This is a genomic window from Sphingomonas sp. S-NIH.Pt15_0812 (assembly GCF_003951315.1).
In the GTDB taxonomy this organism is placed as follows: Bacteria; Pseudomonadota; Alphaproteobacteria; order Sphingomonadales; family Sphingomonadaceae; genus Sphingomonas.
This window is the reverse complement of the sequence record NZ_QLJH01000003.1, coordinates 51,457-78,063: the sequence shown is the minus strand read 5'-3', so window position 1 is coordinate 78,063 and position 26,607 is coordinate 51,457. Positions and strand designations below refer to the sequence as shown.

Here is a 26,607-nt window from a genome sequence, read left to right as displayed (position 1 = left end):
CCGGCGGTGGGATCAGCGGTTCAGCCGCAACCGTAGCGCGACCGAGCGGGCATGGGCGGGCAGGCCCTCCGCTTCCGCCAGCGCGACCGTGGCGGGGCCGAGTTCGGCGAGCGCGCTTTCGTCCAGGCCCAGGAAGCTGGTGCGCTTCATGAAGTCCAGCACCGACAGGCCGCTGGTGAAGCGGGCGCGGCGGCCGGTAGGCAGGACATGGTTCGGCCCGGCGACATAATCGCCGATCGCCTCGGGCGTGTGGCGGCCCAGGAACACGCTGCCGGCATGGCGGACCTGGTCGAACAGGCCCTGCGGATCGTCCACCGCCAGTTGCAGATGCTCGGGCGCGAGGCGGTCGACCAGCGGCATCGCCGCCGCCAGCGTCTCGACCAGGATGATCGCGCCGTTCGTCTCCCAGGCCTGGCGCGCCACCGCGCCGGTCGCCAGCGTGTCGAGCTGACGCTCCACCGCCGCCGCGACCCGGTCGGCATAGTCGCCATCGTCGGTCAGCAGGATCGACTGGGTCACCACGTCATGCTCGGCCTGGCTGAGCAGGTCGGCGGCGATCCATTCGGGATCGTTCCGCGCATCCGCCACCACGACGATCTCGCTGGGGCCGGCGACCATGTCGATGCCGACCACGCCGTAGAGCTGGCGCTTGGCCTCCGCGACCCAGGCGTTGCCGGGGCCGGTCACCACATCGACCGGCCGGATCGGGCCGGCGCCGTACGCGAGCGCGGCGACGGCCTGCGCCCCGCCGATCCGCCATATCTCGTCGACCCCGGCGAGATGCGCGGCGGCGAGGACCAGCGGGTTGATCTGCCCGTCCGGGGTCGGCGTCACCATCGCCAGCCGCTCGACGCCCGCGACCTTGGCGGGGATCGCGTTCATGAGCAGCGAGGAGGGATAGGCGGCGCGTCCGCCCGGCACATAGAGGCCGGCGGCATCGACCGGCCGCCAGCGCGCGCCGAGCCGCACGCCTGCGGCATCCGTATAGTCGCTGTCCTGCGGCCGCTGCTTCTCGTGATAGGCGCGGATTCGGGCGGCGGCGAGGTCGAGCGCGGCGCGCAGTTCCGGCTCCAGCGCGGCATAGGCGGCGGCGCAGGTCGCCGCCTCGATCCGCCAGCCGGTCACGTCCGGGTCGTGCCGGTCGAGCTTGACGGTGAAGGCGCGCACGGCGGCCGCGCCCTCGTCCTTCACCGCGCGCAGCATGGTGGCGACGTCGCGGGTGACATCGGCGGCGCTTTCGCGGCGCTCGTCGACCAGGGCGGCGAAGGCGTCGGCGAAGCCGGCGTCGCGCGTGTCGAGCCGGATCATGCCGCCACCGCCGCGTCGGAAGGGGTGGCGGGCGCGGCGGCGCGGCGGAACGCCTCGACCAGCGGCACCACATCGGGGCGGGTCTTCATCGCCGCGCGGTTGACGACCAGCCGGCTGGTCACGTCCATGATCCGCTCCACCTCGACCAGGCCGTTTTCCTTCAGCGTCCGCCCGGAGGAGACGAGGTCGACGATGCGCGGCGCCAGGCCCAGGGTCGGGGCCAACTCCATCGCGCCGTTCAGCTTGACGCATTCGGCCTGCACGCCGCGCCGGGCGAAATGGGCATGGGTGAGGTGCGGATATTTGGTCGCGACGCGGACATGGCTCCAGCCGCGCGGATCGTCGCCCGCCGCCATCTCGACCGGCTCGGCGATCGACAGGCGGCAATGGCCGATGCCGAGATCGACCGGCGCATAGAGTTCGGAATAGTCGAACTCGGCCAGCACGTCCGACCCGACGATGCCGAGCTGCGCCGCGCCATGCGCGACGAAGGTGGCGACGTCGAAGGCGCGCACGCGGATCAGCGCGATGCCCGGATCGTCGGTGGCGAAGCGCAGCGCGCGGCTGTTCTCGTCCGAAAACGCGGGTTCGGGCCGGATTCCGGCCTGGGCGAGAAGCGGCAGCGCTTCGGACAGGATGCGCCCCTTGGGCACGGCGATGACGAGCGGCGGCATGGCGCGGGCTTTAGGCGGCGGGCGGGGCGGGTGCAATCGCTTCGAGGGGCGCGTCAGGCCTCGGCGCCAGCAGCGCGTCGTCGATCGCGACGGCGCGCTGGAAGGCCGGGCGGGCGTAGAGGCGGGCGAGATAGGCGTCGAACCGCGCGCTCTTCGGCAACATGCCGAACTGGCCGTAGAAATGAATGGCCGAGCCGACATAGACATCCGCCGCCGTGAACCGGTCGCCGGCGATATGATCGTGGCGGCCGACCGCCTGTTCCAGCACCTGCATCGCCAGGTCGAAATGGCCATAGCCGGCCATGCGCCGCTGCTGGTCGCTGGGAGTGACGCCCATCGCCTTGTCGACCACCGCCGACTCGACCGGTCCGGCGGCGAAGAACATCCAGCGATGATAGTCGGCGCGCTCGTCGGCGGTGGGGGCGAGGCCCGCCTCCGGAAAGGCCTCCGCCAGATAGGCGCAGATCGCCGCCCCCTCGGTCACGACATGGCCGTGATGGACGATGGCCGGCACCTTCATCATCGGGTTGATCGCGCGATACGCATCGTCCTTCATCGTCGTCGCATAGTCGAGCAGGACCGTGTCATAGGGCGCGCCGACCTCCTCCAGCATCCAGCGGGCGATCCGCCCGCGCGACATAGGGTTGGTGTAGAAGATCAGATCGGCGGCCATGATTCGTCTCCTGTCGTGACGGGAACGAAGAAAGAACATCGAGTCCTATCGGTCAAGCCGCGCATGGAGGAAGGCGAGGGTGCGACCCCAGGCCAGGGTGGCGGCGGCCTTGTCATAGCGTTCGGCCGAACTGTCATTGTTGAAGGCATGGTCGACGCCCGGATAGACAAAGGCCTGGACCGGCTTGTTCGCCAGCTTGAGCGCTGCGACCCAGGGGGTGCCGGTCTGCGCGACGCGGGCATCCTTGCCGGCATAATGGAGCAGCAACGGCGTCTGGATCCTGGCGGCCTCGGCGGGGCTGGGGGCGGGACCGTAATAGGCGACGCCGGCCTGCAACCGTGCCCCGGCCGCCAGCGCCAGCCGGTTGACGAAGGCGCCGCCCCAGCAGAAGCCGACCGCACCGACCTTCGCGCCACCCTTCGCCTCGGCCTTGATCAGGGCGACCGCCTGGGCCAGGATCAGGTCATAGTCCGCGCTGCCGATCAGCGTCCGCGCCGCATCCTCGTCGGCCGGCGTTCCACCCTGCGCCGACAGGAAGTCGGGCGCGATCGCGGTGAAGCCGGCCAGCGCCAGCCGGCGGGTGACGTCGCGGATATGCGGGGTCAGCCCCCGATTCTCGTGGATCACCAGCACCACGCCGCCCCCGGATCTGGGGGTGCGCAGCGTCGCGCGATAGGTGGTGAGCGGCTGTCCCGCGAAGGTCGCCTGGCCGGTGGTGATGGAGAGGCGCGGATCGGTCGCCTCGGTCAGCGCGGCGGCGGCGGGCGAGGCGGCCAGGCCGGCGATCAGCGCCTCCGCCGCGGCGGTGGAGCCGGCGAGCAGCGTCATCTGCTTCAGCAGCCGGCGGCGGTCGTGATGCTCGTGCGTGAAGGCGTCGTACAGCGCCACGGCGCGATCGCGAAACTCGGTCATCCTGCCTCTCCCGTATCGATCGGGAGAGGCTAACCCATTCAAAACCGGCTGTCAGTCGCGAAGGCTGGCCGGGGTGCCCGCGATCAGTGGCGGTCGTCGAACAGTGCGCGGGCCTGGGCGGCCGGATCGTCGCCGTGCAGGGCGGAATCGGTGTCGCGCGACTGCTGCGTCCGCTCGGCCTGGAGCTGCGCGATCAGCGCCTCGCGATCGCCCTCCAGCCGGTTGTCGGTCGGCTGGCCGTCCGCGCCCGCCGCCTTGCCGGCCTTGGCCACCGCCGCGTCCAGCTCGCGCTGCGTGGTCAGGCCCAGCGTCACCGGGTCCTTGGGGGTGATGTTGCCGATGTTCCAATGGCTGCGATCGCGGATCGCGGCGATGGTGGTGCGGGTGGTGCCGATCAGGTTGCTGATCGCGCCGTCCGAGATCTCCGGATGGTTGCGGATGATCCAGGCGATGCCGTCCGGCTTGTCCTGCCGCTTCGACACGGGGGTGTAGCGCGGGCCCTTGGTGCGGCGGACCTGCTCGGGCCCCTTGGTCATCTTCAGCTGGTAGCTGGGATTGGCCTGGCCCTTGTCGATCTCGTCCTGCGTCAGTTCGTGCGCGCGGACGGGGTCGCGGCCGGTCAGCTTGGTCGCGGCGGTATCGTCGGCGATCGCCTGCACCTCCAGGATGTGCAGCCCGCAAAAGGTGGCGATCTGCTCGAAGGAGAGCGCGGTGTTGTCGACCAGCCAGGAAGCGGTCGCATGGGGCATCAGCGGCTGGGCCACGGGGGAAACTCCGTAGAAAATAAAAGGGCCGCCCCTTTCCGGAGCGGCCGCATGATCCCCAGCATCTAATGACATCGCACGCCCGGGGCAAGGCGTGTGTCGCGACGAAACATCTTGTCTCACCGCCATTGTTGACATGGATCAGTTTGATGATGACGGTATGGCGATCATCAGGGGGACGGACATGGGACGAACGGGGGGCATCTTCGCATTGGTCGCGGCAGCGGGATTGATGGCGACGCCGGCGCTGGCGACGGATCGCGCGCCGGCCGCCCGGCTATCGCTGGCGCCGAAAGGCGACCGGGCGGTCACGCCCACCCATCGATCGAACCGCGCCGGCCATGGCGCGGCATCGGGCGCGATCATCAATCTGGGGCTGCTCGCCGCGATCGGCGCGGGCGTGCTGCTCGCCACCGCCGGCAGGGACACGCCGGACAGCAAATAAGGGCGTCATGCGCAGCGCTGGATCGCGTCGCTGCGCCCGCACCGATGGCGTTGCGACGCGGTGCGTCTTTGAGGCGCAGGTTCGACCCTAGTCGCCGATGGTCAGCACGATCTTGCCGATATGGTCGCCGCCCTCCATCCGCCGATGCGCCTCGGCGGCGTCGGCGAGCGGGAAGGTGCGGTCGATCACCGGCTTTAGCGCCCCCGCCTCGACCTGCGGCCAAACATGGCGGGCCAGTTCGTCCGCCACCATCGCCTTGAACTCGGCATCGCGGGCGCGCAGCGTCGATCCGGTGAGCGTCAGGCGGCGGCGCATGATCTCGAACAGCGGCACCGTGGCCTCCGCGCCGCGCTGCACCGCGATGGAGACGTGGCGGCCATCCTCGGCCAGGCATTTCAGGTTGCGCGGCACATAATCGCCGCCGACCATATCGAGCACCACCGCGACGCCGCGGCCGGCCGTGATGTCCTTGACCCGCTCGACGAAATCCTCGCTGCGGTAATCGATCGCATGGGCCGCGCCCAGGTCGCGCGCGGCGGCGCATTTCGCCGCGCTGCCGGCGGTGACGATCACGGTCAGGCCGAACAGCTTGCCCAGCAGGATCGCCATCGTGCCGATGCCGCTGGTGCCGCCATGGACCAGCACCGCGTCGCCCTCGCTGGCATAACCGCGCTCGAACAAATTGGTCCACACGGTGAACAGCGTCTCGGGAATCGCCGCCGCCTCGACCATCGACAGCGCGGCCGGCACGGGCAGGCACTGGCCGAACGGCACCGCGACATATTCGGCATAGCCGCCGCCCGCGATCAGCGCGCAGACCGGCTGGCCCTCGATCGCGCCGTCCGTGTCGGGCCCGACCGCGACGATCGTGCCCGCGATCTCCAGCCCCAGGATGCTCGGCGCGCCCGGCGGCGGCGGATATTGGCCCTGGCGCTGCATCACGTCGGGGCGGTTCACCCCGGCGGCGGCGACTCGGACCAGCACCTCGCCCGGCCCCGCGACCGGCACGGGGCGCCGGGTGACGCGCAGCACCTCGGGGCCCCCGGCGGCTTCGGGGTCGATGCACCGCATGACGTCGGGCACAGCGCTCATTCGGTCGCATCCTGCAAGAAGGTCGGAAGCGCGCCTTATTGACAGCGGCGCGGGTCCGGTCAACGCTGCATCCCATGGAGATCGACGACTCCCTACCCCGACCCGGCGACCGGGTCGACGCGCTGGTCCGCGAGGATATCGACGCGCTGTCCGTCGCCGAGCTGGAATCGCGCATCACCGCGCTAGAAGGCGAAATCGCCCGGTGCCGCGCCCGAATCGCCCACGCCGTTAACCATCGCGCAAGTGCGGATGCGCTATTCCGGTGAAACGCGTTGTGGTTCCTGTCCCGCAACATGCGACCGGCAGGAGCGTTTCGGCACCGCTTGATGCGGCGGGGTACCGACACGACATAGGTTGGGACCGGGTCGTGTCGCCACATGGCCCGCACGGAGTATCCTGAATGCCATCCTTCGCCCCCGCGCTTGAGACCACGCTGCACAAGGCGCTCGAAGCCGCCTCCTCGCGCCGTCACGAATATGCGACGCTGGAGCATCTGCTCCTCGCGCTGATCGACGACGAGCACGGGTCCAAGGTGATGACCGCGTGCCATGTCGACCTGGGCGAGCTGAAGACCACGGTCGCCCACTATCTCGACACCGAGCTGGACGCGCTCAAGGTCGATGCCGCCACCGACCCGTCGCCGACCAGCGGCTTCCAGCGGGTGGTGCAGCGCGCGATCCTGCATGTGCAATCGTCGGGGCGCGACGAGGTGACGGGCGCGAACGTGCTGGTCGCGCTGTTCAGCGAACGCGAATCCTATGCCGTCTACTTCCTGCAGCAGCAGGATATGAGCCGGCTGGACGCGGTCAGCTTCATCAGCCACGGCGTCGGCAAGGGTAGCGCCGCGACCGAGGCCTCCACGCCCAAGGGCGCCGAGGAGGAAAAACCCGCCAAGGGACAGGAGAAGGGCAAGACGGAAAGCGCGCTCAAGCAGTTCACCGTCGATCTCAACGAGAAGGCGAAGGGTGGCAAGGTCGATCCGCTGATCGGTCGCGGGCCGGAGGTGGATCGCACGATCCAGATCCTGTGCCGCCGCTCGAAGAACAATCCGCTCTATGTCGGTGATCCCGGCGTCGGCAAGACCGCCATCGCCGAGGGACTGGCGCGCAAGATCGTCGAGGGGGAGGTGCCCGACGTGCTGCGCGAGGCGGTGATCTATTCGCTCGACATGGGCGCGCTGCTCGCCGGCACCCGCTATCGCGGGGATTTCGAGGAGCGGCTGAAGGCGGTCGTCAACGAGCTGGAGAAGCTGCCGCACGCGGTGCTGTTCATCGACGAGATTCACACCGTGATCGGCGCGGGCGCGACCAGCGGCGGCGCGATGGACGCGTCCAACCTGCTCAAGCCAGCCCTGTCGGGCGGCACGATCCGCTGCATCGGCTCCACGACGTACAAGGAGTTCCGCAACCATTTCGAGAAGGACCGCGCGCTGCTGCGCCGGTTCCAGAAGATCGACGTCAACGAGCCGACGATCGAGGACACGATCAAGATCCTGGCGGGCCTGCGTTCCGCCTTCGAGGAGCATCATTCGGTCAAGTACACGCCCGATGCGATCAAGTCGGCGGTCGAGCTGTCGGCGCGCTACATCAACGACCGCAAGCTGCCCGACAAGGCGATCGACGTGATCGACGAGGTGGGCGCGATGCAGATGCTGGTGCCCCCCGCCAAGCGCAAGAAGACGATCACCTCGCGCGAGATCGAGGCGGTGATCGCCACCATGGCGCGCATCCCGCCCAAGAGCGTCAGCACCGATGACAAGAAGGCGTTGGAGTCGCTGGAGACCGACCTGAAGCGGGTGGTGTTCGGGCAGAACAGCGCGATCGAGAAGCTGGCCTCGGCGATCAAGCTGTCGCGGGCGGGCCTGCGCGATCCGGAAAAGCCGATCGGCAACTATCTGTTCACCGGCCCGACCGGCGTCGGCAAGACCGAGGTGGCCAAGCAGCTGTCGACCATCATGGGCATCCCGCTCCAGCGGTTCGACATGTCCGAATATATGGAGCGGCATTCGGTCAGCCGGCTGATCGGTGCGCCGCCGGGCTATGTCGGCTTCGACCAGGGCGGGCTGCTGACCGATGCGGTCGACCAGAACCCGCATTGCGTGCTGCTGCTCGACGAGATCGAGAAGGCGCATCCCGACCTGTTCAACATCCTGTTGCAGGTGATGGATAACGGCCGCCTGACCGATCAGCACGGCAAGACCGTCGATTTCCGCAACGTCATCCTGATCATGACGACCAATGCGGGCGCGGCGGACATGGCGCGCGAGACGTTGGGCTTCGGGATGCTCACCCGCGAGGGTGAGGACGAGCAGGCGGTGCAGAAGATGTTCTCGCCGGAGTTCCGCAACCGGCTCGATGCGATCGTGCCCTTCGGCTATCTGCCGACCGAGGTGGTGGCGCGCGTCGTCGACAAGTTCATCCTGCAGCTCGAACTCCAGCTGGCGGACCGCAACGTCCACATCAACCTGGACGATGCCGCCAAGAACTGGCTGACCGAGAAGGGCTATGACAAGCTCTATGGCGCCCGCCCGATGGGCCGTTTGATCCAGGAGAAGATCAAGCAGCCGCTGGCGGAGGAGCTGCTGTTCGGCAAGCTGGTCCATGGTGGCGAGGTGACGGTGCGCATGAAGGACGGCGCGCTGTCCTTCGGCATCGAACCCGCCGCCCCGCGCAAGCCGCGCCGCAAGGGCGGCAAGACCGAACCGGCGGTCGGAGCCGAGTAAGCTCCGGTAAACAGGGATGTTTGGCAGCGGAGTATCCGGTATAGGATATTTCGCCGCCAATATCGTTAAACGCCACCGTTTCGGCTATAAAGCCGACATGGTGCTTGCCTCGATCAAACGTCTCGATGGCGTGTTCCTGGTTCGAACGTTGGTGCTGATCGCGGCGCTGGCGACGACGATTGGCCTGATCCTGCCGGGGCGGGCCGATTCCGGACAGTTCCGTCCCTGCATCGTGGCCGCGCAGCCGAGCGACGATGCCCCAGCGATGTTCGACGCGACCGGGCGCTTCGACTGCCGGGTCCGGCAACGCGGTTTTCCATCGGGCGCGGCCTGGCTGTTGTCGCCGCCGCTGCGGCTGCGGCCCGGCCAACCCTATGTGGTGCGATTCACCAGCAATTGGTCGGTCGATGTCAGGCTGTTCATCCGCTATGCCGACGGGGCGATCCGCGAGGTCGGCTTCACCCATGACGAAGCCCCGCGCTACATGGGCGTCGGGGGGCGCTATGTCCTGCGGGTTCCGGTGCGCAACGCCGCGCCGGTGCGGCTGTTGTGGCGGGTACGGCAGCTCACCACCGTCCGGGGCGTGATGCCGGGGGCGGAAGTGCTGGACCTCACGACGCTGCAACAGCGGACGCTCGCCCTGTGCATCGTCTATGCCTTGTGCGCCGGCATCGCGCTGGCGTTGATCGTCGGGCATCTGGCCCTGTACGTGGCGCTGCGCGCCCGCTTTATCTTGATCTATGTCGGCATGGTTGTCGTCCTGCTCGCCTTTCTGTTCGTGTCGTCGGGCGCGATGACGATCCTCTACCCGGCTCTGGACATCCACCTTCGCCAGCAGGCCGCGACCTTGCTGTTCGGAAGCGGCACGATCCTGGTGCTGCTGTTCGGGCGCAGCTTCTTCCCACTGACCATCTTCACGCCCCGGCTGCGCCGGATGAGCGATGCGGCGATCGCGGCGCTGAGCCTCAGCACGATCGCGACCCTGCTGCTTTCGCCGAATGCCGCGACGATGCTCGATGACATCGACGGGTGCCTCTACATCCTGGTGATCGCGATCGTGCCGGCCGTCTTCCTGCGCGCGAGTGCCCGGCGGGAGCGGGGGATGACACTGTTCGCCGCCGCCTGGGGGCTGCCGATCCTGCTGGTCGGTTTCCGCACGATGGTGTCGCTGGGGCTGATGCGCGGCAGCAATATCTATGACTTGGTGACGATCGGGATGATGACGATCGAGGTCCTGGTCGCGGCGGTCGGCATCGTCTGGCGGATCCACCGGCTGGGTTTCGAGCGGGACGAGGCGCGGGCGCGGGAGATGGCGGCCAGGATGCTGGCGGATATCGACCCGCTGACCGGCCTGCTCAACCGCCGCGCCTTCCTGGCCCGCGCGATCGGTCGGGAAACGGACCAGCTGCTGATCCTGATCGACATCGATCATTTCAAGGCGATCAACGACCAGGTCGGGCATGACAGCGGCGATGAGGTGCTGTGCCACTTCGCCCAGGGTCTGCGCACGGTCGCGCCCGCCAATGCCCTGGTGGCGCGGCTGGGGGGCGAGGAGTTCGCGCTTCTGATGCCCGCGCCGGCGGCGATGAGTCCCCCGGCCATCCACAAGGCGCTGCGCTCCGTGCGGATGCCGTTCGACCTGACCGTGACATGCAGCCTCGGCGCCTGCACCGGGCCGATGGTCAGCGAGCGCGCGTGGCAGGCCATGTACCGCGCCGCCGACCGCGCGCTCTACGACGCCAAGGCGGCCGGCCGAAACCGGGTGAGGATCGGCGTGCCGCTGGTGGCGGCGGCATGAGGCTTGTCGACGGACGCCGGCCCGCCTAGCATCCGGGCGAGGGGGGATCATGCGCAACCGACGGATCTTGTTGGCGATGGTCGCGACCGGCGCGATGCTGGCGATGGCGGCGCGGCATCCGACCGCCGATATCCGGTTCCTGACCCATCGGACGGGGGATCCCGCGCCGCGCCGCTTCCAGGCGGCGGTCGAGCTGGGGCTGGTCGGCGTCTCCCTGCTCTACACCTGGAGCGCGCGGCCGATCGGCTGAGCCTGCCGCGCCCGGCCGGTGCCTGGCACGTCTTGCCTGCGCCAAGCCCGTGTCGCATAGGAACAATCATGGACATACCCGCCCCATCCGCCCCCGAAACGCCGGTCGAGGATCTGTCGTTCGAAGCCGCGCTGAAGGAATTGGAGCGGATCGTCGGCCGCCTGGAAAGCGGCGACGCGACGCTGGACGAGTCGATCCGCCTGTACGAGCGCGGCGACCGGCTGCGCGCCCGCTGCGCCGAGCGGCTCGATGCGGCGCAGGCGCGGATCGAGGCGATCCGGCTGGACGCGGACGGCAAGCCCGCCGGCACGCGCCCCTTCGCCGCGGGCTGAGGCGCCGATGCCCGCTCTGCCCGCGTCGCTGCCCGATGCGATCTCGCTGGTCGCCGAGGCGGTCGATGCCCGGTTCGACACGCTGCTCGCCATCCCCGACGATCCACGCGCCGACCTCTATCGCTGCATGCGCCATGCCGCGATCGGCGGCGGCAAGCGGCTGCGGCCGCTGTTGACCATCGCGACCGCCGACCTGTTCGGCGTCGATCGCGCCTGCGCCGTGCTGGTCGGCACCGCGATCGAGGCGATCCATGTCTATTCGCTGATCCATGACGATCTGCCCGCGATGGACGATGACGACATGCGCCGGGGCAAGCCGACCGCGCACAAGGTCTATGGCGAGGCGACCGCGATCCTGGCGGGCGACTGCCTCCATGCGCTGGCCTTCGAGGTGCTGGCCGATGCGGACACGCATCCCGATCCGTTCGTGCGCTCCGAACTGGTGCTCGACCTGGCGCGCGCCGCCGGCCCCGGCGGCATGGCGGGCGGGCAGATGATGGACCTGGAGGCGGAAAAGGCGCGCTTCGACCTCGGCACCGTCACCCGGCTCCAGCAGATGAAGACCGGCGCGCTGATCTGCGCGGCGGTGGAGGCGGGCGCGATCCTGGGCCGGGTGCCACCCGAGGGACGCGTGTCTCTGCGCGGCTATGCCCACGACCTGGGCCTCGCCTTCCAGATCGCCGACGACCTGCTCGATGCCGAGGGCGACGAGGAACTGGCCGGCAAGAAGCTGCGCAAGGACGGCGAGGCGGGCAAGGAGACGTTCCTGTCGCTGCTCGGCGTCGAGCGCGCCCGCGCGCAGTGCGGGATGCTGGTCGACCAGGCCGTGCAGCATCTGCGCGGCTATGGCGCGGAGGCGGACCTGCTGCGCGCCATCGCCCGCTATGTGGTGGAGCGCGACCGGTGACCCGGATCGGCGTCTATCCCGGCACCTTCGACCCCGTCACGCTCGGCCATATGGACATCATCCGGCGCGGCGCGAAGCTGGTCGACCGGCTGGTGGTGGGGGTGACGACCAATGCCTCCAAGTCGCCCATGTTCTCGCTCGACGAACGGATGGCGGCGGTGCGGCGCGAGGTGGCGACGATCGGCGGCGCGATCGACGTGGTGCCGTTCGATTCGCTGCTGATGGACTTCGCCGTGCGCGAGGGGGCGAGCGTAATCGTGCGGGGCCTGCGCGCCGTGGCCGATTTCGAATATGAATATCAGATGGCGGGCATGAACCAGCAGCTCAACCGCCATGTCGAGACCGTCTTCCTGATGGCCGATGTCGCGTTGCAGCCGATCGCGTCGCGGCTGGTCAAGGAAATCGCGCTGTTCGGCGGCGACGTGTCGAAATTCGTGCCCCCCGATGTGTGCCGGGACCTGGTCGCGCGCGTCGCGGCGCTGGGCCGCGGCCGCCAGGCTGATTGACCGGGCCCGCGCCGGCGGCTAACCGCGCCGCCGTGACGGGTTCCCCCTGACCGGGGATCAAAAGGGAAGCCGGTGAGTGGTTTGTCCACGATCCCGGCGCTGTCCCCGCAACTGTGACCGGCGAGCGGCCGCCCCAACAGGCCACTGGACCCAGAGACGGTCCGGGAAGGCGGGGCGGCGGCGATGACCCGGAAGCCAGGAGACCTGCCCGTCACGGTCGATCCATCGCGCCGGCGGGAGCACCGGGGCGGACGAGGCGATTTTCCTCGAGCGAACGACGCGCGGCGACGCGTGCGCAATGGTGCGGACGCCGCCGAGAGGGGGAATGCGTTCGTGTTGAGATTTGCCGTGTCCGTCCTGGCGCTTGCCGCCGCCGCTCCCGCGCTGGCGCAGTCGGCCCCGGAGGACGACCAGATCGTCGTCACCGCCGCCCGCGCGCCCCAGAAGCTGGACGAGGTCGGCCAGGCGATGACCGTCATCGACCGGGCGGAGATCGAGGCGCGCCAGACCGTCTCGATCGCCGACCTGCTGTCGACCACGCCGGGCGTCACCGTCACCCGAAATGGCGGGATCGGCGGCCTGACCAGCTTGCGCATCCGGGGCGCGGAGGCGGAGCAGACCCTGGTCGTGATCGATGGCGTGCGCGTCAACGATCCGTCCTCGCCCGGCGGCGGCTTCGACTTCGCCAACCTGCTTTCCTCGTCGATCGAGCGGATCGAGGTGCTGCGCGGGCCGAACTCGGTGCCCTGGGGCAGCCAGGCGATCGGCGGCGTCGTCAACATCATCACCCAGGCGCCGACCGACCGGTTCCGCGCCCATGCGCGCGCCGAATATGGCTATGCGAACAGCGCCTTCGCCAGCGCCGGCGTGTCGGGCGGCACTGGGCCGCTCGCCCTGTCGCTGACCGGCGGCTATCTGGACAGCGACGGCATCTCCGCCGCCGCCAATGGCCGGGAGCGGGACGGATATCGCCAATATGGCGCGAACGGCCGCGCGACGGTGGCGCTGACCCAGGACATCGGCATCGACCTGTCGGGCTGGTATGCGCATAGCCGCGTCGGGCTGGATGGCTTCCCGCCGCCCGACTACACGCTGGCCGACACTGCCGACTATGCCAAGACGCAGGAGGTCTATGGCTATGCCGGCGTCCATGCGAACCTGCTGGACGGCCGCTTCCGCAATCGCGTGGCCTTCACCATCGCCGATATCAACCGCGACAATTACGAGCCCGCCTTCGGCACCGAACCCAGCTTCATCGGCCGGGGCCGGTCCGAACGCTATGAATATCAGGGTGATTTCCGGCTGGCCGAGCCGGTTCGCCTGGTCGGCGGCGTCGAGCATGAGACCAGCCGCTATGACGACGGCTTCCTCAAGCGTTCGGTCGGCATCACCAGCGTCTATGGCCAAGCGATCGTCCAGCCGATCCGCGCGCTGACCGTCACCGGCGGCGTGCGGCATGACGATCACCAGCGTTTCGGCGGTCGCACCACCTTTGGCGCGGACGCGGCCTGGGCGCTGGCGACCGGCACGACGCTGCGCGCCAGCTATGGCGAGGGGTTCAAGGCCCCGACGCTCTACCAGCTCTACAGCGCCTATGGGAACGAGGCGCTGCGGCCGGAGACGGCGCGCAACTATGACCTGGGCGTCGAACAGGCGCTGGTGGAGGGCCGGATGCGGATCGGGGCGACCTGGTTCCACCGCGACACGCGCAACCAGATCAGCTTCCGCAACTGCGCCGGCGCGACCGAGTGCGCGGCCTATCCCTTCGGCCGTTACGACAATATCCAGCGCACCCGGGCCGAGGGTGTCGAGTTCACCGTCGCGCTGCGCCCGGTCGATGCGCTGACCGTGTCCGGCAACGTCTCCTATATCGACAGCCGCAACCGCACGCCCGGCGCGGCCTTCGACTTCGATCTGGCGCGCCGGCCCAAGGAGACGGCGGCGGTCAATGTCGACTATCGGCTGCCCTTCGGCCTGTCGGTCGGCGGCACGGTACAGATGGTCGGCGACAGTTACGACGACGCCGCCAACAGCGTCCGGCTGGACGGCTATGCGCTGGCCAGCCTGCGCGCCGAACTGCCGATCGGCGATCGCCTGTCGGTCTATGGTCGCGTCGACAATCTGTTCGACGCGGATTACCGGGTCATCGCCGGCTACGGCACCTATGGCCGCGCCGCCTATGGCGGCATCCGCGTGACGCTCGACTGAGATGCGCGCGCTGGTCCTCGCCCTCCTGCTCGCCGGCTGCGCGCAGCCGCCGGGCGGGGGCGGGGGCATCGTCTCGACCAATCCGTGCGCGGATGCGATGCTGGTGCACATGGTGCCGCCCGCCCGCATCGCCGCGATCAGCCATTATTCGCAAACGCCCGGCGCCTCCTCGATCCCGCTCGCCCTTGCGCGCCGCTTCCGCGCCACGGCGGGAACGGCGGAGGAGGTGATCGCGCTCCGGCCCGACCTGGTCGTCGCCTCCAGCTTCACCGCAGCCGCCACGCGGGAGGCCTGGGCCCGCGCCGGGCTGAAGACGCTCTATCTCGGCATCCCCGCCACCATCGCCGCCAGCGAGGCGCAGGTGCGCGAACTGGCATGGGCGGTGGGGGCGGTTCCGGCCGGCGAGCGGATCGTCCAGAACGTCGAACGGGCGCTCCGCCGCACCCGGCCGACCGATGCGCGGCGGCCACGGGCCCTGCTCTATATCTCCGGCGACCTCGCCAATGGCGGCGGCACCTTGCTGGATGAAGCGATGACCCATGTCGGCCTGACCAATGCGGCGGCGGGCTATGGCCTGGCCTTTACCGGGCGGCTGCCGGCGGAGACGCTGGTCGCGCACCCGCCGGACCTGGTGATCGCGCCCGACCGCAACCGGCTCGCAAGCTTGCGCGAACGGCTGTTGCCGCACAGCCGGGCGGCGACGATCGACCCGGCCCTGCTCTATTGCGGCGGTCCCGCGATTCCGCCGGCGCTCGACCGGCTCGCGGCGATCCGCCAGGAGGGGCCATGAGCCGATCGATCCATCTGACCATGCTCGCGCTGCTGGTGGCGGCGCTGTTCCTGGGTTCGCTCGCCTGCGGCAAGGCGGTGGTGCCGCTGACCGCCTGGTTCTCGGGCGATCCGCGCTGGTGGATCGTGGCGGAGCTTCGCCTGCCGCGCGCGGTGCTGGCCCTGGCCCTGGGCGCGGTGCTCGGCCTGTCGGGCGCGGTGTTGCAGGGCTATCTGCGCAATCCGCTGGCCGATCCGGGCGTGGTCGGCATCTCGTCGGCGGCGGCCCTGGGTGCGGTGGTGGCGATCGTCTTCGCCGCCGCCAGCGGGGCGGGCGTGTTCGTCGCCGCGATCCTGGCGGCCGGCGGGGCGATGGCGCTGCTCGCGGCGCTGACCTGGCGATCCGATTCCACCGTCACCTTCGTGCTGGCGGGCACGGTGCTGGCGAGCCTGGCGGGGGCGCTGACCGCCTTCACCATCTCGGTCGCGCCCAATCCCTATGTGGTGGCGGAGGCGATGGACTGGCTGATGGGCGCGCTGACCGACCGGAGCTGGCCCGACGTCGTGCTGGCCGTGCCGCCGATGGCGCTCGGCGCGCTGCTGCTCGCGCTGACCGGCCGGTCGCTCGACGCGCTGGCGCTGGGCGAGCCGGCGGCGCGGTCGCTGGGCGTGCGGCTCGGCCGGCTGCGGCTGCTGGTGGTTGCGGGCACCGGCCTCGCGATCGGCGCGGGGGTGGCGGTGACGGGGGTGATCGGCTTTGTCGGCCTGATCGTGCCGCATCTGCTCCGCCCGCTCTTCGGCCATCGGCCGGGCGCGCTGCTGCTGCCCGCCAGCCTGGGCGGGGCGGCGCTGGTGCTGGCGGGCGACAGCCTGGTGCGGCTCACCCCCGGCGCCGGCGAGATACGGCTGGGCGTCGCCATGGCGCTGATCGGCGCGCCCTTCTTCCTGTGGCTGCTGCTCCGCGCGAGGCACGACGCATGGCGCTGATCCTCGATGCGGTGGGCGTGACGCTCGGCGGCCGCAGCGTGCTGGCGGACGTCTCGGCGCGGCTGGAGCCGGGCCGCATCACCGCGATCCTGGGCCCGAACGGCGCGGGCAAGAGCAGCCTGGTCAAGGCCGTCGCCGCGCTGCTGCCGCATGACGGCGCGATCACGCTGGACGGCGGCCCGGTCGCATCGCTGGCCGCCGAGGCCCGCGCCCGTCGCATCGGCTATCTGCCGCAGGATGCGACCGTCCATTGGAACATGCGCGCCGCCGAGGTCGTCGCGCTCGGCCGGCTGCCGTACCGGGGTGCGCGCTATGGCGAGTCCGACGCCGACCGCGCCGCGATCGCGGCGGCGATGGCGGCGACCGCGACGCAGGGTTTCGCCGACCGCCCGGTCGGCACGCTGTCGGGCGGTGAGCGGGCGCGCGTGCTGCTGGCGCGGGTGCTGGCGGGGGAGCCGGACTGGCTGCTGGCCGACGAACCGCTCGCCAGCCTGGACCCGGCGCATCAGATCGACTTGCTGGACCGGCTGCGCGGCGTCGCGGCGACGGGCGCGGGGGTGGTCGTGGTGCTGCACGACCTGGTCCAGGCGGCGCGCGCGGCCGACGACGTGTTGCTGCTCCACCGGGGCCGCGTCGCCGGCTTCGGTCCGGCCGGCGAGGTCCTGACGGCGGAGCGGCTGGCCGCGACCTTCGGCGTGCGCGTCGCGATGGTCGAGGAGGCGGGCCGCCGCCTGCCGGTGCCGATCGGCCGGATCGGACTTGTATCGGAGGGCTGAACCGGACAAAGCGGCAAAAAAAGAGCAGGAGAGTTTCGATGCGCACGATCGGTCATGTGATCGGCGGGGCCGCCGGCACCGCCACGCCCGGCAGCGGCCGGATCGCCGAGGTGTTCGACCCCAATAGCGGCCAGGTGCAGGCCCGGGTGCCGCTGGGCACCGCCGCCGACCTCGACCGCGCGGTCGCCGTCGCGCAGGCCGCGCAGCCCGGCTGGGCCGCCACCAACCCGCAGCGCCGCGCCCGCGTCATGTTCCGCTTCAAGGAACTGGTCGAGGCGAACATGGACGAACTCGCCCGGCTGCTGTCCTCCGAACATGGCAAGGTGATCGCCGATTCGAAGGGCGACATCCAGCGCGGGCTGGAGGTGATCGAATTCGCCTGCGGCATCCCGCACGTGCTGAAGGGCGAATATACCCAGGGCGCCGGCCCCGGCATCGACGTCTATTCGATGCGCCAGCCGCTGGGGATCGGCGCCGGCATCACGCCGTTCAACTTCCCCGCGATGATCCCGATGTGGATGTTCGGTGTCGCCATCGCCTGCGGCAACGCCTTCATCCTCAAGCCGTCGGAGCGCGACCCCTCGGTCCCCGTGCGCCTGGCGGAGCTGATGCGCGAGGCCGGCGCGCCGGAGGGCATCCTCCAGGTGGTGCAGGGCGACAAGGAGATGGTCGACGCGATCCTCGACCATCCGGCGATCGGCGCGGTCAGCTTCGTCGGATCGTCCGACATCGCCCATTATGTCTATCGGCGCGGGGTCGAGGCGGGCAAGCGCGTGCAGGCGATGGGCGGGGCGAAGAACCACGGCATCGTCATGCCCGATGCCGATCTGGACCAGGTGGTCGCCGATCTGGCGGGCGCGGCCTTCGGTTCGGCGGGCGAGCGGTGCATGGCGCTGCCGGTGGTGGTGCCGGTCGGCGACACGACCGCCGACGCGCTGCGCGCCAGGCTGATCCCGGCGATCGAGGCGCTGCGGGTCGGCGTCTCGACCGATGCGGAGGCGCATTACGGCCCCGTCGTCAACGCCGCGCACAAGGCGAAGGTGGAGCAATGGATCCAGACCGGCGTCGACGAGGGCGCGGAACTGGTCGTCGACGGGCGCGGCTTCACGCTCCAGGGGCATGAGCAGGGCTTCTTCATCGGCCCGTCGCTGTTCGACCGGGTGACGCCGGCGATGCAGAGCTACAAGGAGGAGATCTTTGGCCCCGTGCTCCAGATCGTGCGCGCGCCCGATTTCGAGACGGCGCTGCGCCTGCCCTCCGAGCATCAATATGGCAATGGCGTCGCCATCTTCACGCGCAACGGCCATGCCGCGCGCGAGTTCGCCGCGCGCGTCCATGTCGGCATGGTCGGCATCAACGTGCCGATCCCGGTGCCGGTCGCCTATCACAGCTTCGGCGGTTGGAAGCGTTCGGCGTTCGGCGACATCAACCAGCACGGCATGGAGGGCGTGCGCTTCTGGACGCGGACCAAGACCGTGACCCAGCGCTGGCCCGACGGCGCGGTCGACCTGCCGCGCGGCGCGGAGGATGGCGGACCCGCGCGGGTGCAGGACGCGTTCGTCATCCCGACCATGGGCTGAACCATGGATCGCCCCGAGGGAGCCGGACCCATGCGCCATGTCGTGATCGCCACCAGCCTGTTGCTCGCCGCGTGTAGCGGGGGCAGCGGCTCGGGCAACAATCAGAGCGACGAGGTCCCGGTCGCGCAGGTGCAGGAGCAGACGCCGGAAAACCTGACCGACGATCCCCAGAACAGCGTCGTGCCGCTGGGATCGCGGGGCAATGCCGGGGTGCCCGGCCCGGCTCCGCTAACGGCCATCCCCGCCCGCTTCCAGGGCCGCTGGGGCATGAGCGCCGCCGATTGCGACCCCTCGACCGGCGCGGACAAGGGCAAGCTGACCATCGCCGGCAACCGCCTGGAATTCTTCGAATCGCGTGGGCAAGCAACGAAGATCACGCAGACGCAGCCGACCCAGATCACCTTCGACCTGCCGATGAACGGGGAGGGGGCGAACTGGACCGAGCGGACGACCCTGACGCTGCTGGAGGACATCAAGATGCTGGTGCGCCAGAAGGCGGTGCCGGGCGGGAAGTCCGAGACCAGCCGTTACGTTCGCTGTCCCGCCTGAGAGAGAGCCATGGAAAATCAATTCGACCTGACGGACGACCAGCGCGAGATCCAGGAGCTGGCGCGCCGCTTCACCGCCGACCGCATCACCCCCTTCGCGGCCGAGTGGGACGAGAAGCACATCTTTCCGCGCGACACGATCAAGGCGGCGGCGGAGCTGGGCTTCGCCTCCATCTACGTGTCCGAGGAATCGGGCGGCATCGCGCTCGGCCGGCTGGAGGCGGCGCTGATCATGGAGGCGATGGCCTATGGCTGCCCGTCGACCAGCGCGTTCATCTCGATCCACAACATGGCGTCGTGGATGATCGACGCCTTCGGATCGGCGCGGGTGAAGGAGAAATATCTCCCCTCGCTGGTCACGATGGACCGGATCGCCAGCTATTGCCTGACCGAGCCTTCGTCCGGCTCCGACGCGGCGGCGCTGAAGACGCGCGCGGTGCGCGATGGCGAGGGCTGGCGCGTGACCGGCACCAAGCAGTTCATTTCCGGCGGCGGCGAGAACGACGTCTATGTCGTCATGGTCCGCACCGGCGAGGAGAAGGCGCGCGGCATCTCGTGCCTGGTGGTCGAGAAGGACATGCCCGGCGTCTCCTTCGGCGCGAACGAGCGCAAGCTCGGCTGGCATTCGCAACCGACCGCGCAGGTCGTCCTGGAGGATGTGTTCGTGCCGGCCGAGAATCTGGTCGGCGCGGAGGGTGAGGGGTTCCGCATCGCCATGTCCGGGCTGGACGGCGGGCGGCTGAACATCGGCGCCTGTTCGCTGGGCGGCGCGCAACGCTGCCTGGACGAGTCGATCGCCTATACCCGCGACCGCCAGCAGTTCGGCCAGCCGATCGCCGATTTCCAGAACACGCAGTTCACGCTCGCCGACATGGCGACCGACCTGGAGGCGTCGCGCGCGCTGCTCTACATGGCCGCCGCCAAGGTGACGGCGGGTGCGCCCGACAAGACCAAGTTCGCCGCCATGGCCAAGCGGCTGGCGACCGACAACGGCTCGGCGATCGTCGACCGCGCTCTCCAGCTCCATGGCGGCTATGGCTATCTGATGGACTATCCGATCGAGCGTTTCTGGCGCGACCTGCGCGTCCATTCGATCCTGGAGGGCACCAACCAGGTGATGCGCATGATCATCGGCCGGGAGCTGACGCGGGCATGACCCAGGACCTGATCGCCACCACCGAGGGCGCGGTCGGGCGGTTGCGACTCAACCGGCCACAGGCGATCCACGCGCTCAATCGCGACATGTGCGTCGCCATGCTGTCGGCGCTGGAGGCATGGCGCATGGAGCCCGGCGTCGAGGCGATCATCCTCGACCATCTGCCGGCCCCCGATGGCGACCCGAAGCGGTCGCGCGGCTTCTGCGCGGGCGGCGACATCCGCCTGATCGCGGAAAGCGGCGCGGGCGACGGCGCGGCGGCGCGGCGCTTCTTCGCCACCGAATATCGGCTGAACGCGCGGCTGTTCACCTATGCCAAGCCGATCGTCGCGGTGATGGACGGCATCACCATGGGCGGCGGCGTCGGGATCGCCATGCCTAGCCGCTACCGCATCGCGACCGAGAATACGAAGTTCGCCATGCCGGAGACGGGGATCGGCCTGTTCCCCGATGTCGGCGGCGGCTGGTATCTGTCGCGGCTGCCGGGGCGGATCGGCGTCTATCTGGCGCTGACCGGCCACCGGCTGGACGGGGCGGAGGCGCATGCGCTGGGTCTCGCCACCCATTATCTGTCCGCCGCCGCGCTGGACGAGGCCAAGCACCGCATCACTGCCGATCCGCAGGCTATCGAGGCGATCCTGTCCGACCTGTCGGCGCCGGCGCCCGAGGCGCGTATCCTGGCGGATCGGGAGGCGATCGACCGCCTCTTCGCCGCCGACCGGATGGAGGAGATCGTCGCCGCGCTGGAGGCGGATGGCGGCGACTGGGCGAGGGCGCAGCATGCGACGCTGGCGACCAAGTCGCCCCAGGCGCTCAAGGTGTCGCTGAAACTGGTGCTCGACGGCCGGAGCATGGCGACCTTCGAGGACGAGATGCGACAGGAATATGCGGTCGCCTCGCGCGTCGTGCAGCGCCACGACCTGGTCGAGGGCGTGCGCGCGCTGATCGTCGACAAGGACCAGTCGCCGCGCTGGCAGCCGGCGACGCTGGACGGCGTCAGCGACCATCTGATCGACCAGATCTTCGCACCCCTGCCCGAGACCGAGGCCTGGACCCCCGATGGAGACGATCATGGCTGAATATCAAACCCTGCTGGTCGAGCAGCGTGGCCCCGTCACGCTCGTCACGCTCAACCGGCCGGAGGCGCTGAACGCGCTCAACGCGCAGCTCCTGTCCGACCTGCTGGCGGCGATGGCGGTGTTCGAGGCGGACCCCAGCCAGGGCTGCGCGGTGCTGACCGGCAGCGCCAAGGCGTTCGCGGCGGGCGCGGACATCAAGGAGATGCAGGCGCAAGGCTTTGCCGACATGTACGCGCACGACTTCTTCGCCGGCTGGGACCAGTTCACCCGCACGCGCAAGCCGGTGATCGCGGCGGTGTCCGGCTATGCGCTGGGCGGCGGCTGCGAAGTGGCGATGATGTGCGACTTCATCCTGGCGGCGGACAATGCGAAGTTCGGCCAGCCGGAGATCAAGCTGGCGGTGACGCCGGGCATGGGCGGGTCGCAGCGGCTGGCCCGCGCGGTCGGCAAGGCCAAGGCGATGGAGATGTGCCTGACCGGCCGGATGATGGACGCCGCCGAGGCGGAACGCGCCGGGCTGGTCAGCCGGGTCATCCCCGCCGCCGATCTGGTCGAAGAGGCGGTGAAGACCGCCACCACCATCGCCGGCATGGCCCCGCTTGCGATCCTGGCGAACAAGGAGATGGTCAACTACGCGTTCGAGACCGGGCTGGCGTCGGGCGTGCAGTTCGAGCGGCGACTGTTCCACGGGATGTTCGGCTCGGCCGACCAGAAGGAGGGCATGGCGGCGTTCGTCGAGAAGCGCGCCGGTGCGTGGAGCGGGCGGTGAGGGGAGTATGAGGCACCGCATTCGGCTGGCGATCCGGTAGGAAAGCCGTCGGCAATCCTACCGTGCTCCTGCGGAGGCAGGAGCCCGAGGTTGCACACCCCGCAAGGCGTTGTTTCACCCGGCTCCAGGCTCCTGCCTCCGCAGGAGCACGGTAGGGGACGTCACAAAGGCCTCGCTCCAGTCGAGGCGTGAATCAAGGAAGAGCCACCGCAAGGACGGCGGCCGGAGAGAGGATCGACGACATGGCACGCATCGCCTTTATCGGACTGGGCAATATGGGCGGCGGCATGGCCGCCAATCTGGCGAAGGCAGGGCATGAGGTCCATGCCTTCGACCTTTCCGCCGAGGCGCTGGCGCGCGCCCAACAGGCCGGTTGCCACCCCGCCGCCAGCGCGCGGGCTGCGGCCGAGGGCGTGGAGGCGGTCGTCACGATGCTGCCCGCCGGCCGGCATGTCGAAGCGGTGCAGGCGGAGATCCTGGAGGCGCTGGTGCCTGGCGCGTTGCTGATCGACTGTTCGACGATCGACGTCGCCACCGCGCGCCGCGTCGCCGATACCGCCACCGCGCGCGGTTTCGCGGCGGTCGACGCGCCGGTGTCGGGCGGGATCGCGGCGGCGGCGGCGGGGACGCTGACCTTCATGGTCGGTGGTGCGTCGGCCGCGTTCGACCGCGCCCGGCCCTATCTGGCGGCGATGGGCAAGGCGGTGATCCATGCCGGCGGCAGCGGGGCCGGCCAGGCGGCGAAGATCTGCAACAACATGGTGCTGGGCGCGACGATGATCGCCACTTGCGAGGCGTTCGGGCTTGCGGAGAAACTGGGGCTGGAGGCGCAGGCCTTTTTCGACATCGCCTCGGTCAGTTCGGGGCAGAGCTGGTCGCTGACCAGCTATTGCCCGGTGCCGGGCGTCGGTCCGACGACGCCGGCCGACCATGACTATCAGGGCGGCTTCGCGGCGGCGCTGATGCTGAAGGACCTGCGACTGGCGCGCGAGGCGGCGGCGCAGGTCGGGGCGGGCACACCGATGGGCGCGCGCGCCGCCGAACTCTACGAGGCGTTCGTCGCGGCGAACCCGGAGCCGGTCGACTTCTCCGGGATCATCAGGAGCCTGTAACGGACCGGGCGGTGGTGCCGTACCACCGCCCATCCACCCGGCGCGTCAACAGGATGTTACGCTCAGACGGTCGCCGCGCGGGACCGGGCCGCGAAGCTCTTGCGCAGCTTCTGGAGCTTGGGCGGGATCACCGCCATGCAATAGGGATTGGACCGGCCGGACGTCTCCCAATAATCCTGGTGATAGCCCTCGGCCGGATACCATTCGCTCATCGGCTCGATCGTGGTGACGATGCGGCCATGATCCTCGCCGGCGCGCTCGATCGCGGCGCGCGCCTCGGCCGCCTGGGTCTCGTCGGCGGGGAAGATCGCCGAGCGATATTGCGTGCCGACGTCATTGCCCTGGCGATTGAGCTGGGTCGGGTCGTGCGTCGCGAAGAAGATGTCGAGCAGGTCGGCATAGCGGATGCGGTCGGGATCGAAGCCGACGCGGATCGCCTCGGCATGGCCGGTGTCGCCGCCGCAGACCTGCTTGTAGGTCGGGTTGGGGACGGTGCCGCCGATATAGCCGCTCTCGACGCTCTCCACGCCGATCACGTCCTTGAACACCGCCTCGGTGCACCAGAAGCAGCCTCCGGCCAGCGTCGCATATTCGGTCATGAAGATGGTCTCCTTTCCCCCCAGATAGGAACGCGCTAACGCGACCGCAAAGGGCTGCGTGCCCATAAGGGCCCTGGAGCGAAGCGATGACGATCGACGGCAAGGTGATGGTGACCGGCGGGGCCGGCTATATCGGCAGCCATGCCGTGCTGGCGCTGCTCGATGCCGGCTATGACGTGGTGGTTCTCGACAACCTCGTCACCGGCTTCGACTGGGCGGTCGATCCGCGCGCGGCCTTCGTCCGGGCCGATGTGGCGGACGAGGCGGCGGTGCGCGTCGCGATCCGCGACCACCGGGTGCGCGCGATCATGCATTTCGCCGGATCGATCATCGTGCCGGAGTCGGTCAGCAACCCGCTCAAATATTACCGCAACAACACCGCCGCCTCGCGCGCGCTGATCGAGAGCGCGGTCGAGGAGGGGGTGCCGCACTTCATCTTCTCCTCGACCGCCGCCACCTATGGCACGCCCGAGCGGATGCCGATCGGCGAGGACGATCCCAAGCGGCCGATCAACCCCTATGGCATGTCGAAGCTGATGACCGAGACGATGCTGGCCGATGTCGCGGCCGCGCATCCGATCAACTATTGCGCGCTGCGCTATTTCAACGTCGCCGGCGCCGACCCGGCGGGGCGGTCGGGCCAGTCGACCGCGGGCGCGACCCATCTGATCAAGGTCGCGGTGGAGGCGGCGACCGGCAAGCGCGATGGCGTCGGCGTGTTCGGCACCGACTTCCCGACGCCCGACGGCACCGGCGTGCGCGACTATATCCATGTCACCGACCTGGCGGCGGCGCATGTCGCGGCGCTTGCGAAGCTGGTCGAACATCCGGGCGAGAGCCACGTCATGAACTGCGGCTATGGCCGGGGCTTCTCGGTCAACGAGGTGCTCGACGCGGTCGATCGCGTCACCAACATGCGGATCGAGCGTCGCTATGAGGGACGCCGCGCGGGCGATCCGGCGGAACTGGTCGCCGACAATGCCAAGATCCTGGCGACGCTCGACTGGCGGCCCGCGCATGACGATCTGGGCGGGATCATCCGCGATGCGCTGGCCTGGGAGCGGGCGCTGGCGGAGCGGCGCCGGTGAGCTGGCGCTCGCTGCTGTTCGTGCCGGGGGACCGGCCGGAGCGGATGGCGAAGGCGGCCGGTTGCGGCGCGGACGCGCTGATCCTCGACCTGGAGGATTCGGTCGCCGCCGCCGCCAAGCCGGCGGCGCGCCTGGCGGTGGCGGGATTCCTGCGGAAAGCGCGCACGCTGCCGCTGATCGTACGGGTCAATCCGCTCGATTCCGGCTTGGTTGAGGAGGATCTGGCGGCGATCCTGCCGGCGAGACCCGACGCGCTGATGCTGCCTAAGGCGGAGGGTGCAGGCTCGGTCGCGGCCCTGGCGGCGCGCGCCGGCCTGCCGATCCTGCCCGTCGCGACCGAGACGCCGGCGGCGATTTTCCAACTCGGCAGCTATGCCGGTGTCGCGCCGCATCTCGCCGGCCTGACCTGGGGCGCGGAGGACCTGCCTGCCGCGATCGGCGCCTCCACCGCGCGCGAGGCGGATGGCGGCTATACCGCGCCCTATCAGCTCGCCCGCGCGCTGACGCTGTTCGGCGCCCATGCCGCGGGCGTGGCGGCGATCGAGACGGTGTTCCCCGACTTTCGCGACCTGGACGCGCTCGCCGCCTATGCCGCGCGCGGGCGGCGGGACGGGTTCACGGGGATGATGGCGATCCATCCCGCGCAGGTGCCGGTCATCAACGCCGCCTTCACCCCGAGCGACGCGGAACGCGCGGCGGCGCAGGCGATCGTCGATCTGTTCGCGGCCAATCCGGGCGCGGGCGCGCTCCAACTCGACGGCCGGATGGTCGACGCGCCGCACTTGAAACAGGCGCGACGCATCCTGGGGCTCGCCTAGCGCTCGCCGCCGATCGAGGCGCGCGTCCGGGCGGTCAGCCACCACCAGCCGAGCGCCCAGAGCGTGCCGAAGCTCCAGCCGGCCAGCACGTCGGACGGCCAGTGGACGCCCAGATAGACGCGGCTCGACCCGATCGCGCCGGTCAGCAGGATCGCGGCGCCGAACAGGTAGCGGCGGGTCGGGCGATCGCGCACCACCTGCGCGGCCAATGCGGCGAGGGTGAGGTAGACGATCGCGCTGTTGGTCGCATGGCCGCTGGGGAAGCTGGCATTGGAGACGTCGACCAGATGCGGCACCAGGTCGGGCCGGGCGCGGCCGATGGTCCGCTTGATCAGCCACACCATCTGCCCACCGGTGGCGGTCGCCAGCACCAGCGCCAGCGCGGTCAGCCACAGCCGCTGCATCAGCAGGAAGCCGGCGACCAGCAGCACGACCAGCGTCACCACCGTGCTGCCGCCGAGCGCCGTCAGGTCGACCGCGACGCCGGGCAGCCAGTGCGGCCCGCCCCAGGCGCGCAGGCCCTGGATGATCGAGCGGTCGAGCACCAGCGGATCGGGGGCGAGCCAATGGCCGAACAGCAGGGCCAGCAGGGCGGCGATGGCGAGCAGCGAGATGGCGGCCAGCGGCTTGGGCAGCGGCCGGGTCGGTCGGGATTGCAACATGCCACCCCGTGTAGGCAGGGCGGAGTGCCGGAGCAAAAGGGAAAGTGCCGGCACTCCGATGGCTTATCCTGCAA

28 protein-coding genes and 1 riboswitch are annotated in these 26,607 nt (G+C 69.9%); of the genes, 20 read left to right on the top strand and 8 right to left on the bottom strand.

Annotation, left to right across the window (positions count from 1 at the left end):
• Nucleotides 1-12 precede the first annotated feature (12 nt).
• The 5 genes from hisD to BRX43_RS02810 form a co-directional block, all read right to left on the bottom strand.
• Nucleotides 13-1,308, bottom strand: coding sequence for a histidinol dehydrogenase (gene hisD / locus BRX43_RS02830; protein ID WP_125993322.1), 1,296 nt, complete (start codon nucleotides 1,306-1,308; stop codon nucleotides 13-15).
• Nucleotides 1,305-1,982: an ATP phosphoribosyltransferase gene (hisG, locus tag BRX43_RS02825; RefSeq protein ID WP_125993321.1), complete on the bottom strand. Its 678-nt coding sequence runs from the start codon at nucleotides 1,980-1,982 to the stop codon at nucleotides 1,305-1,307. The genes hisD and hisG overlap by 4 nt, the downstream gene beginning before the upstream one ends.
• A 10-nt stretch (nucleotides 1,983-1,992) precedes the next feature.
• A complete protein-coding gene (locus tag BRX43_RS02820; protein WP_125993320.1) occupies nucleotides 1,993-2,655 on the bottom strand; it encodes a glutathione S-transferase family protein in 663 nt (220 codons plus the stop codon).
• A gap of 45 nt (nucleotides 2,656-2,700) precedes the next feature.
• Nucleotides 2,701-3,567 (bottom strand): dienelactone hydrolase family protein, encoded by an 867-nt coding sequence (locus BRX43_RS02815; protein ID WP_125993319.1) that lies wholly within the window; start codon nucleotides 3,565-3,567, stop codon nucleotides 2,701-2,703.
• Nucleotides 3,568-3,650: 83 nt separating this feature from the next.
• Nucleotides 3,651-4,331, bottom strand: coding sequence for a DUF1013 domain-containing protein (locus BRX43_RS02810; protein WP_125993318.1), 681 nt, complete (start codon nucleotides 4,329-4,331; stop codon nucleotides 3,651-3,653).
• A gap of 184 nt (nucleotides 4,332-4,515) precedes the next feature.
• Here BRX43_RS02810 and BRX43_RS02805 point away from each other — a divergent pair, with 184 nt between their 5' ends.
• Entirely contained in the window at nucleotides 4,516-4,776 is a 261-nt protein-coding gene (locus tag BRX43_RS02805) for a hypothetical protein (protein ID WP_125993317.1), read from the top strand.
• An 87-nt stretch (nucleotides 4,777-4,863) separates the two neighbouring features.
• Here the strand turns inward: BRX43_RS02805 and BRX43_RS02800 are convergent, their stop codons facing one another.
• Nucleotides 4,864-5,868, bottom strand: coding sequence for an NAD(P)H-quinone oxidoreductase (locus BRX43_RS02800; RefSeq protein WP_206433077.1), 1,005 nt, complete (start codon nucleotides 5,866-5,868; stop codon nucleotides 4,864-4,866).
• A gap of 74 nt (nucleotides 5,869-5,942) precedes the next feature.
• Between BRX43_RS02800 and BRX43_RS02795 the strand changes: the two genes are divergently transcribed.
• The 17 genes from BRX43_RS02795 (at nucleotide 5,943) to mmsB (ending at nucleotide 23,366) form a co-directional block, all read left to right on the top strand.
• The gene (locus BRX43_RS02795) at nucleotides 5,943-6,134 is read left to right on the top strand and encodes a DUF1192 domain-containing protein (protein WP_125993316.1); all 192 of its coding nucleotides are present in this window, start codon (nucleotides 5,943-5,945) and stop codon (nucleotides 6,132-6,134) included.
• Nucleotides 6,135-6,268: 134 nt separating this feature from the next.
• Entirely contained in the window at nucleotides 6,269-8,590 is a 2,322-nt protein-coding gene (gene clpA, locus BRX43_RS02790) for an ATP-dependent Clp protease ATP-binding subunit ClpA (protein ID WP_125993315.1), read from the top strand.
• Between the two features lie 97 nt (nucleotides 8,591-8,687).
• Complete coding sequence (locus BRX43_RS02785) at nucleotides 8,688-10,388, top strand: diguanylate cyclase (RefSeq protein ID WP_164523504.1); 1,701 nt, start codon at nucleotides 8,688-8,690, stop codon at nucleotides 10,386-10,388.
• Nucleotides 10,389-10,437: 49 nt separating this feature from the next.
• Nucleotides 10,438-10,638 (top strand): hypothetical protein, encoded by a 201-nt coding sequence (locus BRX43_RS02780; protein WP_125993313.1) that lies wholly within the window; start codon nucleotides 10,438-10,440, stop codon nucleotides 10,636-10,638.
• Nucleotides 10,639-10,706: 68 nt separating this feature from the next.
• Nucleotides 10,707-10,970, top strand: coding sequence for an exodeoxyribonuclease VII small subunit (locus BRX43_RS02775; RefSeq protein WP_125993312.1), 264 nt, complete (start codon nucleotides 10,707-10,709; stop codon nucleotides 10,968-10,970).
• A gap of 7 nt (nucleotides 10,971-10,977) precedes the next feature.
• Nucleotides 10,978-11,877, top strand: a complete 900-nt coding sequence (locus tag BRX43_RS02770; protein WP_125993311.1) for a polyprenyl synthetase family protein — start codon at nucleotides 10,978-10,980, stop codon at nucleotides 11,875-11,877.
• Complete coding sequence (gene coaD / locus BRX43_RS02765; RefSeq protein ID WP_125993310.1) at nucleotides 11,874-12,383, top strand: pantetheine-phosphate adenylyltransferase; 510 nt, start codon at nucleotides 11,874-11,876, stop codon at nucleotides 12,381-12,383. Before BRX43_RS02770 ends, coaD begins: the two co-directional genes overlap by 4 nt.
• Nucleotides 12,384-12,403: 20 nt before the next feature.
• Nucleotides 12,404-12,610, top strand: a riboswitch (cobalamin riboswitch).
• Nucleotides 12,611-12,716: 106 nt separating this feature from the next.
• The gene (locus BRX43_RS02760; RefSeq protein ID WP_241214725.1) at nucleotides 12,717-14,591 is read left to right on the top strand and encodes a TonB-dependent receptor; all 1,875 of its coding nucleotides are present in this window, start codon (nucleotides 12,717-12,719) and stop codon (nucleotides 14,589-14,591) included.
• 1 nt (nucleotide 14,592) lies between these two features.
• The gene (locus tag BRX43_RS02755) at nucleotides 14,593-15,381 is read left to right on the top strand and encodes an ABC transporter substrate-binding protein (protein WP_125993309.1); all 789 of its coding nucleotides are present in this window, start codon (nucleotides 14,593-14,595) and stop codon (nucleotides 15,379-15,381) included.
• Nucleotides 15,378-16,346 carry an iron ABC transporter permease gene (locus BRX43_RS02750; RefSeq protein WP_164523502.1) on the top strand — a complete coding sequence of 323 codons (969 nt, stop codon included), beginning with the start codon at nucleotides 15,378-15,380 and terminating at the stop codon, nucleotides 16,344-16,346. Before BRX43_RS02755 ends, BRX43_RS02750 begins: the two co-directional genes overlap by 4 nt.
• Complete coding sequence (locus BRX43_RS02745; protein WP_125993308.1) at nucleotides 16,337-17,122, top strand: ABC transporter ATP-binding protein; 786 nt, start codon at nucleotides 16,337-16,339, stop codon at nucleotides 17,120-17,122. The genes BRX43_RS02750 and BRX43_RS02745 overlap by 10 nt, the downstream gene beginning before the upstream one ends.
• Before the next feature lie 38 nt (nucleotides 17,123-17,160).
• On the top strand, nucleotides 17,161-18,702 hold the full coding sequence (locus BRX43_RS02740; RefSeq protein ID WP_125993307.1) for a CoA-acylating methylmalonate-semialdehyde dehydrogenase: 1,542 nt from the start codon (nucleotides 17,161-17,163) through the stop codon (nucleotides 18,700-18,702).
• 30 nt (nucleotides 18,703-18,732) lie between these two features.
• Nucleotides 18,733-19,251, top strand: a complete 519-nt coding sequence (locus tag BRX43_RS02735) for a hypothetical protein (protein ID WP_125993306.1) — start codon at nucleotides 18,733-18,735, stop codon at nucleotides 19,249-19,251.
• Between the two features lie 9 nt (nucleotides 19,252-19,260).
• Complete coding sequence (locus tag BRX43_RS02730; protein WP_125993305.1) at nucleotides 19,261-20,406, top strand: acyl-CoA dehydrogenase family protein; 1,146 nt, start codon at nucleotides 19,261-19,263, stop codon at nucleotides 20,404-20,406.
• Nucleotides 20,403-21,485, top strand: a complete 1,083-nt coding sequence (locus BRX43_RS02725; protein ID WP_125993304.1) for an enoyl-CoA hydratase/isomerase family protein — start codon at nucleotides 20,403-20,405, stop codon at nucleotides 21,483-21,485. Before BRX43_RS02730 ends, BRX43_RS02725 begins: the two co-directional genes overlap by 4 nt.
• Nucleotides 21,478-22,254: an enoyl-CoA hydratase gene (locus BRX43_RS02720; RefSeq protein WP_125993303.1), complete on the top strand. Its 777-nt coding sequence runs from the start codon at nucleotides 21,478-21,480 to the stop codon at nucleotides 22,252-22,254. The genes BRX43_RS02725 and BRX43_RS02720 overlap by 8 nt, the downstream gene beginning before the upstream one ends.
• A 242-nt stretch (nucleotides 22,255-22,496) precedes the next feature.
• Entirely contained in the window at nucleotides 22,497-23,366 is an 870-nt protein-coding gene (mmsB, locus tag BRX43_RS02715) for a 3-hydroxyisobutyrate dehydrogenase (RefSeq protein ID WP_125993302.1), read from the top strand.
• A gap of 62 nt (nucleotides 23,367-23,428) precedes the next feature.
• Here the strand turns inward: mmsB and msrA are convergent, their stop codons facing one another.
• Nucleotides 23,429-23,965: a peptide-methionine (S)-S-oxide reductase MsrA gene (gene msrA, locus BRX43_RS02710; protein ID WP_125993301.1), complete on the bottom strand. Its 537-nt coding sequence runs from the start codon at nucleotides 23,963-23,965 to the stop codon at nucleotides 23,429-23,431.
• An 86-nt stretch (nucleotides 23,966-24,051) separates the two neighbouring features.
• On the opposite strand from msrA, the gene galE reads away from it, so the two are divergent.
• A complete protein-coding gene (galE, locus tag BRX43_RS02705; RefSeq protein ID WP_125993300.1) occupies nucleotides 24,052-25,053 on the top strand; it encodes a UDP-glucose 4-epimerase GalE in 1,002 nt (333 codons plus the stop codon).
• The gene (locus tag BRX43_RS02700; protein ID WP_125993299.1) at nucleotides 25,050-25,871 is read left to right on the top strand and encodes a CoA ester lyase; all 822 of its coding nucleotides are present in this window, start codon (nucleotides 25,050-25,052) and stop codon (nucleotides 25,869-25,871) included. Before galE ends, BRX43_RS02700 begins: the two co-directional genes overlap by 4 nt.
• On the opposite strand, the gene BRX43_RS02695 is transcribed toward BRX43_RS02700, so the two are convergent.
• On the bottom strand, nucleotides 25,868-26,533 hold the full coding sequence (locus BRX43_RS02695) for a phosphatase PAP2 family protein (RefSeq protein ID WP_125993298.1): 666 nt from the start codon (nucleotides 26,531-26,533) through the stop codon (nucleotides 25,868-25,870). The two genes, BRX43_RS02700 and BRX43_RS02695, sit on opposite strands and share 4 nt — an antisense overlap.
• Between the last annotated feature and the right edge of the window lie 74 nt (nucleotides 26,534-26,607).